This is a genomic window from Bacteroides sp. L10-4 (assembly GCF_013373675.1).
Lineage (GTDB): Bacteria > Bacteroidota > Bacteroidia > Bacteroidales > Bacteroidaceae > Bacteroides > Bacteroides muris.
The window spans coordinates 15,103-27,302 of record NZ_JABXJH010000037.1; the positions used below are offsets into that span (position 1 = coordinate 15,103).

Annotated in this window: 8 protein-coding genes; 1 reads left to right on the plus strand and 7 read right to left on the minus strand. The window is 48.8% G+C overall.

Annotated features, from left to right (window positions below; genetic code table 11):
• Positions 1-29: 29 nt before the first annotated feature.
• Both HU824_RS12455 and HU824_RS12460 read right to left on the minus strand, forming a co-directional pair.
• Positions 30-1,871: a collagen binding domain-containing protein gene (locus HU824_RS12455; protein ID WP_176469002.1), complete on the minus strand. Its 1,842-nt coding sequence runs from the start codon at positions 1,869-1,871 to the stop codon at positions 30-32.
• A gap of 559 nt (positions 1,872-2,430) precedes the next feature.
• Complete coding sequence (locus HU824_RS12460) at positions 2,431-4,893, minus strand: hypothetical protein (RefSeq protein ID WP_255260512.1); 2,463 nt, start codon at positions 4,891-4,893, stop codon at positions 2,431-2,433.
• 342 nt (positions 4,894-5,235) lie between these two features.
• Between HU824_RS12460 and HU824_RS12465 the strand changes: the two genes are divergently transcribed.
• Entirely contained in the window at positions 5,236-6,096 is an 861-nt protein-coding gene (locus HU824_RS12465) for a hypothetical protein (RefSeq protein WP_176469004.1), read from the plus strand.
• A 9-nt stretch (positions 6,097-6,105) separates the two neighbouring features.
• On the opposite strand, the gene HU824_RS12470 is transcribed toward HU824_RS12465, so the two are convergent.
• The 5 genes from HU824_RS12470 to HU824_RS12490 form a co-directional block, all read right to left on the minus strand.
• Positions 6,106-7,161 carry a Gfo/Idh/MocA family oxidoreductase gene (locus tag HU824_RS12470; protein ID WP_176469005.1) on the minus strand — a complete coding sequence of 352 codons (1,056 nt, stop codon included), beginning with the start codon at positions 7,159-7,161 and terminating at the stop codon, positions 6,106-6,108.
• Between the two features lie 320 nt (positions 7,162-7,481).
• Positions 7,482-8,498: a metallophosphoesterase family protein gene (locus HU824_RS12475; RefSeq protein ID WP_176469006.1), complete on the minus strand. Its 1,017-nt coding sequence runs from the start codon at positions 8,496-8,498 to the stop codon at positions 7,482-7,484.
• Positions 8,499-8,536: 38 nt separating this feature from the next.
• Complete coding sequence (ispF, locus tag HU824_RS12480) at positions 8,537-9,016, minus strand: 2-C-methyl-D-erythritol 2,4-cyclodiphosphate synthase (RefSeq protein ID WP_005833434.1); 480 nt, start codon at positions 9,014-9,016, stop codon at positions 8,537-8,539.
• A gap of 156 nt (positions 9,017-9,172) precedes the next feature.
• Complete coding sequence (locus HU824_RS12485) at positions 9,173-10,474, minus strand: histidine-type phosphatase (RefSeq protein WP_176469007.1); 1,302 nt, start codon at positions 10,472-10,474, stop codon at positions 9,173-9,175.
• A 16-nt stretch (positions 10,475-10,490) separates the two neighbouring features.
• Entirely contained in the window at positions 10,491-12,185 is a 1,695-nt protein-coding gene (locus tag HU824_RS12490) for a RagB/SusD family nutrient uptake outer membrane protein (RefSeq protein ID WP_136010331.1), read from the minus strand.
• Between the last annotated feature and the right edge of the window lie 15 nt (positions 12,186-12,200).

The window sequence follows — 12,200 nt, forward strand, 5'->3', positions numbered from 1 at the left end:
TTCAAGAATAATTAAATATCAGTAGTTTGTTATTCCATTGTTATGCCACGCATCACCAGCTTGTTCTCATCGTCATTCGCTTCGCCCTTAAAGATGCCGATGGTCAACATCACGTCTTCTCCGTTGAACTGAGACAAATCGTAAACGAAATCGGCATATCCTTCCGAATCGCCCTTTCCTCCGGCCTCGTGGATAAACTTCCAGCAACCGTCGGCAGCCGCTTCGGCAAACCGAGCTGTATTAGAGACAGGTGCCAAGTGGGTAACAGTTCCGTCCATACGAATGGCTGTCACCTTGAAGAAGGTGGCGTTGGTGGCGCTGAAGTTACGCGTCTTCAGCGTCAGCTTGTTGCGTCCGGAAGCAATGGAAAACTTGGCATAGAAGTAAGATTCGGGCACGGTAGTGCTTACAGCGTTTCCACCGCGTGTCTTAATCAGATAACCCTCGGAAGGGAATACTTCGGGGTCTTTGGTCAACGGCATATACGACCACTCGGCACATACGTGGTCTACCTCGCGCCAAGCACGATAAGCGTCCACATAGTTATCGCGGTTTCCTTCAATGGGATTGATACCGGTAAACTGCGACTTGATATGCGGCATGGTGGAGCGTACCATCTCGTGCGTCATCTTCCAACCTTCCAGCTTTGCTATTTCGGTACCCGGCAACCAGCCCCAGCCTTTAACCACCTCTGTGGCAAACGAGATGCGGCGCAATACCAGCTGTTTCCAATAGTCGCCTGTCTGGGCGCGGAAAGTACCGATGGCGATGATGATTTCCTTACCGATGTATTCGCTCAGGTCTACCGGGACTGAACCGTAATCACCGGAAGCATAGGTTCTGACATCGCCAATCATCTTGGCTTTCGGATCGGCCTCAGACAAGTCTACCACCTGCACACCATAGTAAGCCGGAGCAGCGTCATCAGCATTGTGCGTACGGATTTGGAGTGTCATAATGTAGTTGTCGGGTGTAATGAGCTTGCTACCGAAGACAAATGAATCGAACACTTCCATATCTGCCGGATTGCTACGGTCGGCCTCATTGTTGCGGATACGGAGAGTGGTACCTTCGTTCTGCTCTTCCCAGTCGCCACGGAAGTCCATCGTACACATGTAGTTGCAAGCCCAGTCCCAGTGGGGATAGCTTTCGGCGTTTCGTCCACCGCGGTATTCGTTATAATACCATTTTTCGGCAGCTTTCAAGTCGTCGATGGTCAGTCCGCGCAGGATTTCCGTTCCCCCCATGCGCACGTCTGTAGTAGCAATGCCATCCGTAAAGTCGGCCATAACCACTTTCTTCACGATAGAAGCATAACCCTCTTTCGTGAAGGTAACGGTATAGTCGGCCAGTGGCAAGTTGCCGATTTCAAACGTACCGTCGCTTCCGGTGGTGGTAGTCTGCGTGGAGCTGATGCTGACTGTCACTCCTTCCAACGGAGCACTACCCTTTCCTGCATCGGTCACTTTTCCTTTGATTTTTGCAGCTGCATACTCCATCTTAGGACTGACTTCGGCTACTTGTTCTTCATTGAATTTTCCAGCTACGACGGTAACACTTACCGTCTGATAATCGGCTTTCGTAAATGTAATTATATGTGTACCTATTGAAATGTTTTCGAGTGTATATACACCCTGTGAATTTGTCGTGGCCCGCGGACCGTCCGGTGTAGCCGTTATACCGGAACCATCGACCTGAACCGTTACCCCTTCAAGGGGAGAAGATAAATCGTCAGTGACAACGCCCGTCACCTTGCCATAAGATACCCCCCCTCCGTCCGTATCGTCATCCGAGCAGGAGCTTACCATGAACACCATACTTATAAGCATGGTCATTAGTCCGAAGACTTTCAGTTTTTTTGCCTGTTTCATAGTTTAATTATTATTAGAAGTTAATACAACAAAGGAGCCGATGCCAATCGACCACATCAGCCTCAGGGCATTATAAACCGCCCCTTCGACTACAAATTTGATTTCTTATGGGTTAATTTTAGGGTTAATTTGAGTATAATGGGATAAAAAAAGCATTAATCCGGGCCATTTTAACCCATAAAAGAAAGGAAAGAAAAGGATTCATTCGGCTCTTCTTGTTTTGAAATGGGCAACGCAAGTCAAGCAATTATCGCACGCTCTACCAAATTCCCATTTCCAACAGTCCATTTGTCTCCTTTTATCAATGCCGGAGCCTTAATTCTTAAAGAATTGATTATCAAAAGTCTCATAATAGTCCTATCTCTGTATATGACTAAGGCACCCCAAGTATACAACTGAGGTACCCTGAATATGCAACTGAAGTCAAAAGTTTTTTGCTTTGCAAACAGTTATCAGCCATAGATGTAACATGACAAGAGTTATCGGACAAGCTGAAAGAGGCAGACCGAAGAACAAAAAGAGAAAAGACTGGAAGCACCGGATGCAACGTGCCGGGAAACTAACTCCAGTAAAGACTGAAAGGATGAGGATAATCCTCCCCCGTGTATTTTTTGTATTCCGCCACGAATCTCTGGTAAGTGCCAATAGCGGCATTCTCATGCTTGAGCATGAAAAGTGACTTGATGCAACAGTACAAAGCCGTCTCGTTCACCGGGTCGATATTGAATTCCGCTTCGGCCAAGCTCACAGCTTCCGAATAATCCTGTGCCTCGAAAGCCTTCTTCATCAGTTGCAAGACAAACACCTCCAAACGGCACTCCACATCTTGCTTGAAACCGTCGAACAACGGACCGTCCATAAAACCTACAAACTTGCCACGCCCTACGATATGCAAAAACTCTTGCCGGCATTCCTCTATCCGGTTTTCGGCAACTATCGCCATAAAGCGCAAGTAGTCGCAATAAAAACCGGAGGACAGCGTGAAGCGGAAACATCCTTTTTCGTAAACCAGTTCTATGCCATCCAATTCTTTTAGAATTTTGCGCAGGTGATTGATGGCTACTCCACGCGAGTTTTTCACTTTGTCCTTTGGCTTGTCGGGCCATATCAAATCGCTCAGTTGCTTGGAAGAAATTCCGTCGGCATCGCTATAACGCAAAATGAGACAGAATATCTGCTTGATACGCAAGGAAAACATATAAGAAATATTGCGTCCGTTCCGGTCGAAAACAGAAAAATCACCGAACAAATACACCGAATTGGCAACTCCCGTATCTGCCGCCATCTTCTCTACCTTTGCATCAGAAGCATCAGGAAGTTGCTCCTTGTCGCCTCTCGCGGTTTCGCTATCCTCGCCCTTGCCGGAGTTTCGACGCCACTTGTACATCCATACGCTGCCGCCAGCTACAGCCACAACCGCGGCTACCAGTACAAGCCACGCATGTGAAACATTTCCTCCACCGTTATGTGCAGTATATTTGTCAAGAGAAACCGGCGGGAAGAGCAGAGAATAGACGGAAAATCTGGAAGACACGTCGTCGCTTGTTTCCTGCACGGTCACAAAAAGCCTGCTTTGGCGCTCGTTGTAATAAAGACGAGCGTTCGTGGTAATTTTATCGGAGTAAATGGAAATGGAATCACCCAATATATGAAAACTGCCGTCTTCTACAGAAAAACGGTAGAGATGCAAAAACGAGTTGGACACACTTTCGGGATAACGCAAAACATAGAAACAAGAGTCATTCAGTATAACCATATCCTGCACCGGAACCACATTAGGTTGTCCTTCTGAAATGTCCCAAAGTTTCTGCACACGCATTTCTTGCAAATCCACTTTATAAAGGTCGTGAAAATAGCGACGGCCTACCACCTGGTCGCCCGATTCATTGCCCATACCGCCGAAAACATAGACAGAATGATTACGGTCCAGATAACCGGCCGAAGAGAAATAGCGCGGACAAAGAAAATCGCCGGACAGAGAACCCTGCGTTTCCCAACGTCCCTCCTCCGCATTGAACATATAGAACTTATTGCTGTAGTACATATTGCCGAAGCCGCCGAAGATGGTGTAACGTTTGCGAACTGCATCATAATAGGAGCAGTGATGATGCAATTGCATGTCCAGCCGACTGTAGCTCTCCACCCTCCAGCTCAACGTCTGCAAATCCAAACTCGCTATCATAGGCTCCGTTTCTCCATTCTCGGCATACACCTCGTAGGCATAGAGCCTTTCACTGCCACTATCGAAGAAACTGCCGGCAAGAAACAGCTTCACGGGGCACCGTTCGGCAAAAGCCTTGGCAGAAGTGCTTCCCGTCTCCATATTGTAGACGAACAACGAATCACGGTTAAAATAATAAATCTCGTTTCGGTCGGCATTGTAGCAAGAGCCTGCTTCCGATGCCGATGCAAAGCCCCCCTCTTTCCTCCAGTGGCAGGCCTCGTTAATCAACCATATCGGATTCTCCACCTTTCCATAAAGAATACCTTCCCGGTTGCAGACCGATTCTCCGTCCGCCTCATCCAAGGGAAATGTGTAAGTACGATCGGCATTCACAGCCACCTTATCAATAGCTATCTCCGGAACGTCAATGATGTGATCGCTCTTACCGAACACTATTTTCGGACTGAACTCATCAGAGAGCAGCACACCTTTGCATACCTTTTCTTGATTGTGAATTTTGAGAGTAATCTCATCCTGCTTCAGGTTGAAAGCTATCTTTACCTTGAACCAATGGGATTTCATCGCCTCCGCCTTACTGACAGGCAAGGCTATCAACACACACTTCCCCTCCTGGTTCAGACGGAACAAGATGTCATCGCCACGAAAATCAAAGAAAAGATTGAAAATCTGTCCTTCGTCGGCTCCTTTAACCCGCAATACATAGCCGACACTCTCGGTAGAATACAGGGCCATGTTGAACTCCAAGTCGAAGTAGTCCTTGAAAGAGGGAGAACTGTGGGCAAACACGTCATAGGATGTTCTTTCATCGATAGGGCTGGCCGCGCCACGAAATCTCAATCCGTATGCGGAAACCATTTGGGTAGTGCAAAGACAGATTATTAAAATGATATATCTATATAAGTGTACCATCAGGTTTTCATTTAAGGTTATGCAATACCGTCACAAAACATTAGCCAACATTTATAAAAAACAATGGAAAGATTGAAATGCAAATATAGAAAATATTACTGAATGAAACACTCTTTACTCGAAAAAGTAAGTTTTCCTAACAACATGGTGAAAGGGCAGGTACAGAACAAGGCCGCATGGAAATAACCAACACACATTTATGATATTTTTTGGCTTCCCCTTGCTTTTTTCATTCCAAAAAGGTATATTTGAAATAAATTATTCCGAGCTATGGCAAATCCAATCATACCCGGTATACCGCAGACTGAACAAGACTTACTGTATAGTAAGTTGAATGCATACAATCAAGGGAGAGCCCCTTACAAGGAAGCGGGCGCTTATCTTGTCGTACTGCCCCGGCCGGAACATCCCCAATATACTTTATGGGTTTACTCTCCACTGCCCGAAAGACAATCCATCTTCTACATTTGCGACCTTTCTACCGACATTCACGAAACGCTGCGGATGGCAAGCACGTTATGCTTCTACTCGCCGCGCAGCCTGCTGCTTGTGGAATACAACGCCAAAAGAATGCAGAGCAAAGGAGACGACATCATCCCCATAGGAAAATACCGTGGGCACTTCCTGCACGAAATCCTCCGTATAGATCCCGCCTACCTTGCGTGGATAGCTTTCAAGTTTCAACCACGCATCCCCAAGCAGGAACGTTTTGTACAGATTGCCAAGATTTACCATTCGGTTTACCTCGACATACAACGGAGAAAGACGTACCAGACCACCGGTGGACATTTTCTGGGAAAGGAAGGGGAGAAAGTGAAGAACCTGACACTGACCGTGCTCAGCGTACGACTGGAGGACAATCCGTACAAGACACAACTCAAAGGAACCACTCCGTATTTCTACGTGTGCCAAGTGTTGAAACTGAGAGACTCTGTCGGCAACTTCGTCAGCATCCGGATAAACGCACGCACGGCAAGCCGGAAATCATGCCGGCTGCCCGCCGTGGAACACGCCTACCAAACAGGGGAAATCATGGCAATAGCATCGGCACGCATAGCACGTACCTATTTAATAGGAAGCACCAAATATACCCGGCTGACCCATGTCAAGCTGCAAGGCGCTGCCAAGTAAAGGGCTTTCTCAGATACGAACCACACGCCGCATACGGCTGCTCTCCCAGGCTGCCTCTATCAGTCGGATGACTCCGACCACCTCCCGGGCGTCGCTCTGCAACGGTTTGCCGCAACGGATATGCTGATAGATATTGTCGTAAAAGGCTGCATAATCACCGGGAAGGCTCGGATACGGTTCACGCACGACTTTGCCGTCCCTTTCGGTATGAAGCAGTCCCCAGAAAGATTTGTCTTCCTCGCCCCAGTGTGGAGTGCCGGGCAGCAGCCCCTCGGTCAAGGCCGCTTCCTGAGGGTCGAGACCATACTTCACGTAAGACCCTTCCCTGCCATGAAGAACGAAACGGGGTTCGTTCGCGCACATCAGATAACTGGACTTCAGTGTTATCCTCACTTCGGGCGCTTTCGAGGGACGCAACAAATGGATAATGAAATAATCGTCCACCTTGCCGTCCTTGCGCAACGTGGCAATATCCGCGAAAACAGCTTCGGGCATCCCGAAGAGTTGCACAGCCTGGTCTATGACGTGAGCACCCAGGTTATAGGTCAGTCCACCGCCATCCTTTCCGGTCTCCTTCCAAGTATCCGGCCTGACGAAATTACGGTAACGGGGAAAGGTAGATTCAAACTCCACCAGATGCCCCAGCAAGCCTTCGGACAGTATTTGACTGACTGTCAAGAAATCGCCATCCCATCGCCGGTTCTGGTAAACGCTCAGGGTCAGCCCCCGGCTCGCGGCAAGCGCCACAAGTTCCTCTGCTTCCGCTACAGTAGTGGTGAAAGGTTTTTCCACAATCACATGCTTGCCTGCTTCGAGGGCACGGCGGGCATATTCATAATGGGTGCCGTCCGGTGTGTTGATAACAACCAAATCCAGCCCTTCCAGTCCGATAAGCGCATCAAAGCTCCTCACAATACATGCGTCGGGATACTTCCCGCGGGAGAGTTCCTTGCTGCGCTCCGTAATGGCAGTCAATTCAAAATGGGGGCTGACGGAGATGAAGGGAGCATGAAAAACACGTCCCGACATTCCGTAAGCGGCTAATCCGGTTCTTATCCTGTCCATAAGGCATTCTTTTTTCTTCCGGCAAAATTAATAAAATCAGCCGACACGGCAACTGTTTGCATCAAAATGAATAAAGCCAAAGGTGAATGACGGTAAGGCTGCCACATCCGGACAGAAAGAATAGAGGGGAGGAAAGAGAACACCGGAGGTGAAAAGAAGGAGGGCTATTGCTCTTACTGCACGAGATGCCCATCTCACACTGTTCGAGATGTACATCTCATGCAGTATGAGATGGGCATCTCGTACAGTAAGAAGAGTAATGCTTGCAGCGAAGGGGCATAGACTTCGGGCTATCAGGAAACCACCCTCGCGGGGCAGACCTATTCCGTCACCAACGGGCGCTTACGCCAGTCGTCCTTCACATAGCTGTCGGGGTAGACCGTCTTATCAACGATTTCGCCACCTTTCAGACGAATCCAGGTAGTGAAAGTACGGGCGCCTTCCTTCATCACAATGACACGTGCACCGTTGGGAAGGTGGTTGTACTCGGTATTTCCACCGGTGAAACGGCCGTAAGCCAGCAGAATACCCTTCCACATTACGGCATAATCGTTGTCATGATCGTGTCCGACGAACATCCCCATTACGTCACCGGCCTCTTTCATGGCAGTGAACATGCCCGTATTCAGTACCGGGGCACACGCCTTTTCCATGCGGGTACCTATCAGTATGGCGTTCTCGTCGGAAGCGGCCTCGTTATATTCCGGCAAAGGAATGTGGAAGAATGCCAGTGCAGGCAAAGGTTGTCCGCCGTTCTTTGCTTTATAAGCGGCACTCTGCCGACGGTACCAGTTCACCTGGTCGAAAGTGAGCCAGTCGTATCCCTTTACGTCGGGCAGTTTGGAGTAGGAATGGGAATCCAGACAGTAAAGCAGGGCTGCATCCTTCTTGCCGTCCGAGGACTTCAGGGTGAGGACACAGTCGGGCGATTCCACTCCGCCACGGTCGGGCTGAATATTGAAGGGGATGGAGCGGATGACGTCATAGAGTTCGGCACGTGTCTTTCCCTGCTCGTTGTCGTGGTTGCCAAAGGTTACGACAAAAGGAATCTTACGGTCTGCAGCATAGGAAAGCACCTTACGCATGGCTGTATCGGCAGGTGCGGCATAGACTACATCACCGGTAAAGACTACCAGATCGGGACGCTCGGCATCAAGCACTTCACCGATACGCTTCAAAGCGATGTCCGAAGCCGGATTGCGATACTTGAAGTGGACGTCCGTAAACTGGACGATTTTAAACTCTCCGTTCTTGTCGAACTGCAAAGGCGATACTTGTGCCGGGCAGAACAAGAAGGACAAGAGTGCAAGACAAAAGGTCAAGGAGATTCTCTTCATATAAGTGGATGATTAAATTGAGTTGATATTATTTCATGTCATTCCTTCACTATCAATACAGTGGCATAGGCGGATATACCTTCCTCCCTGCCCGTAAAGCCGAGTTTCTCCGTGGTGGTGGCCTTGATGGAGATGTCATCCTCGTCTATTCCCATCACCGCGGCAAGCGTACGTTGCATTTCGGGAATATAGGACTTCAACTTAGGCCGCTCAGCGCAGATGGTAGCATCAATATTACCCACCAAATAGCCTTTAGCAGCTATCAGTTCTATTGTTTTCTTTAACAGAATCTTGCTGTCTATATTCTTGAACTCACCGGCAGTATCGGGAAAATGATAGCCGATGTCGCGCATATTCGCCGCTCCCAGCAATGCGTCACAGATAGTATGGATGAGCACGTCTGCATCCGAGTGCCCCAACAATCCCTTTTCATGTTCCAGGCGGATACCGCCCAGCCAAAGCTCGCGCCCTGCCACCAGTTGGTGGACATCAAAGCCGAAACCTACACGTATCTTCATATCGTTACTTCTTTAAGTTGATACGAAAGTACGGAAAAAATAGGAACAAGAGAAGGAACAAGACACAAATTGCACGGATTACGCCGTTTTTTGCTCCCCTTGTGGAAAGAAAATCGAACGTAAACCGTGCAATCGGTATGGAGTATGAAGAATATGTTACGGTCTGTCGGGCAGGCTGTCTACAATTCCTTTATAAAAAGCTCTCACATCTTGCCAGTGATAGAAAGGAGCCATATCCGTCTTCACCGGGATACTTACTTCATGCTCGTGCAGCAACAGTTTTACAATCACATCTTCCGGCGAGCCTTTCTTGCGGAAGAACACCAGCTGTATATTTCCTGCCATCGGCGCAACCTTGTAGTTGCACCACGCCTGATAGAACTTATCGGGGTCGGCCTCCTCGTTATAGCAGTTCTCCAACTTCATCAATCCTGCCAGGGGGATAATGTTTCCATCATGTGCAAAGCGGAAAGTAGCCGAGTTTCTACCCGAAGCAATAGCCTCGTCGGCAGCGTCAATGATGTTCTCCAGAGTCGGTTTGGCGTTTGCCACCATCAGTCCGTTGGTCATGGGCGAGGGACCGTCGCACACGTAGTTCTTGTAGTTGTGTATCTGCCAGATGTCGAACAACTCCTGCTTCTCAAAAATATCATAGAACGATACTTCCTGCTCCACGTCCTGCATGTCCGAGGCTATCGCATAAAGACCGCGCATCAGTTCCTCCGGATTCACACGTTTATGGACAAACTCTTTATCGGAGAAAAGTGAGTTCATCAGACGTTCGGGACGAACATGGCTCTTCTCGAATTTGCGGAACTCCTCGTACCAAGGGCCCTTGTGCGAAGTGAACTTCATGGCTTCCTGCGTATGAAAGTTCAAGTAAGGCATGTATTTGTTGCTGGATTCACGCTCAATCTTCAGCTGGGGATTGAATTCCTTCAGACGTTCGCAGAAGGCATCCATACTGAGTACGCAACGTATTACGAGTGTAGCACATGCCGACATCTCCGGCGCACCTTTAAAGACTTCGGGAAATGCCTGATACATACGTTCGGCAATACCGCGCTGCTGATCCACGCCCACTGGGCTCAAGTCTCCACCGCGTCCTTCGGCATCTGCCCAGACAATAGCCAACCGCTTGCGCACATCTTCGCCCAGCGGAGTAAGTTTACCTGCCTGATGTGCCTTTTCAAACACTTCCATCACACGGATATACTCCTCGTCAGAAATCAGCCAGCGCGAGCCATGACGTCCGAAGTGACTGATATAGAAAGGCTCGTAACCCTCCGGTGCCTTGGTCTGTACACCCGGTGCCGGATAGGCATAATACACTCCTCCGGTAACGGCAATGTTATCGAAGATTTCTTCGCGCGTGGCTTGTGCATACGACGATGTATGCACAGCCGATGCGGCAAAAAGAATGGTAGAAAAAACGGTTCGTTTCAATCTAAAATTCATAGGATAATAAAGCTCTTCAGTTCAAGAAATCAGGATTTTGTGTCAAATTAGGATTGGTGGTAAACTCGTCCTGCGGAATGGGGAAGAGGTTGTATTTGTCGTCCACATCCTTACCCATGTAAGAACCTGCCACGCCATTGTCACTACCTTTCCAGTCCCAGTTATATCCCTTGGTGAACTTACCAAAACGAATCAGGTCCGTGCGGCGAACCAGCTCCATGTGCAACTCGCGGGCACGTTCATCCAAAAGGAAATCAAGATTCAACCGGCTGTCGCTGATGCGTCCCGATACGCCATTACCGTATTTGCCGGACAAGTAGGCACGGTCTCTGATTTCATTCACATACTCCAACGCTTCAGTACGCGAACCGCCTTCGGCACCGCGCAGAATAGCCTCAGCCGCCATCAAGTAAGCATCTGCCGTACGGAATATCGGATAATCGACAGAGGAATACTTCGTGCCGCCCGGTTCCAGTTCGCTGCCATCTTTGCGCACGTTTCTCCACTTGATGCAGGCGTAGCCGTTATTAAAGTCGCTCTGGAATTCCTTGCCTTCTACCCACGTTTCCTTGGTGTGGCCGATAGAGAAGAATTGGGCACGCTTGTCTTTCTTGCCGTTCCCCCAGATGTCGTCTGCCACAAAAGTCTGGTCTGCTTCTTCGAACATGTCCACCAGCTGTGTCTTTACGCGGGCATTGCCCCAGGTGCCGTTCACACCTATCCGGATATAGTTGCCCATATCTCCATTCATCAACGCCTTAATCAAGAAGTTAGTACCTGCGCTGCCTTGCGCATAGTCTGCATCCTGCACCAAGGGCCAGATGATTTCGGAACAAGTTTCATTGTCTGCCAGGAAGATGTGGCGATAATCGGAGGCCAGCGGATAATTACCTTCCGTAATTACCTTTTTGGCATATTTGTATGCGTTTGTGTATTCATTCTTTCCTACCCAAGTTTCGGCATTCAAGTAAACACGTGACAGCAAGAACCAGGCTGCTACACGGTCCACACGGGCATATTCGTTCTTTTTGGGTTCTTTCAGCAGGGTGGTCAATTCTTCCAGTTCGGACACCACAAAGTTGTAGATTTCCTCGCGAGTGGCTTGCTCGGGCATGTCACCTACTTCCATCGTTTCGTCCACGAAGGGTGTAGAACCGTAAAGGTCGCAGAGCATGCTGTAACTATAAGCACGGATGAAGCGGGCTTCGGCACAATAGTATTGATACTCGTCTTTCAAGGCTTCATACACACCTCTCTCCTGCAATTTGCCCTCTGTACATTCACGCAGGAACTCGTTGCAATAGTTGATGGTCATGAAAAGACGGTAATAAGGATAACCCACAATCTCGGTAGAAGCATCCCAATTCAAGTAAAGCATGGCACGTACACCCTTGCTGCCACCGGACTGGAATACGATTTCGTCCGTACAAGCTTCCTGCAAGTAGAACAAGGCACGAGTATAACCGGAATATCCTTCATCGATGCCCGACACATCACCGTCTCCTCCGTCACCACCCTTCTGCCCTGTCTGTATCAGGGCAGCATAACACTTGGCAATCATGCCGATATAGCCCTCGGGAGTAGAGTACACCATCTCACCTGTCAGTTCGTTATCATCCAGCGGCAATGTATCCAGGTCGCCCAGGCAAGAAGCAAAAAGTGACACGGCCAGCAAACATACTGTTACTAATTTGAAATATCTAGCTTTCATAATCATGTATCTGTT

Bases quoted from the DNA above. Each gene is read 5' to 3' on its own strand.
- HU824_RS12470 (WP_176469005.1), bottom strand. From the start codon at position 7,161: ATGGACAGGATAAGAACCGGATTAGCCGCTTACGGAATGTCGGGACGT.
- HU824_RS12475 (WP_176469006.1), bottom strand. From the start codon at position 8,498: ATGAAGAGAATCTCCTTGACCTTTTGTCTTGCACTCTTGTCCTTCTTG.
- HU824_RS12485 (WP_176469007.1), bottom strand. From the start codon at position 10,474: ATGAATTTTAGATTGAAACGAACCGTTTTTTCTACCATTCTTTTTGCC.
- HU824_RS12490 (WP_136010331.1), bottom strand. From the start codon at position 12,185: ATGAAAGCTAGATATTTCAAATTAGTAACAGTATGTTTGCTGGCCGTG.
- HU824_RS12465 (WP_176469004.1), top strand. From the start codon at position 5,236: ATGGCAAATCCAATCATACCCGGTATACCGCAGACTGAACAAGACTTA.
- ispF (WP_005833434.1), bottom strand. From the start codon at position 9,016: ATGAAGATACGTGTAGGTTTCGGCTTTGATGTCCACCAACTGGTGGCA.
- HU824_RS12455 (WP_176469002.1), bottom strand. From the start codon at position 1,871: ATGAAACAGGCAAAAAAACTGAAAGTCTTCGGACTAATGACCATGCTT.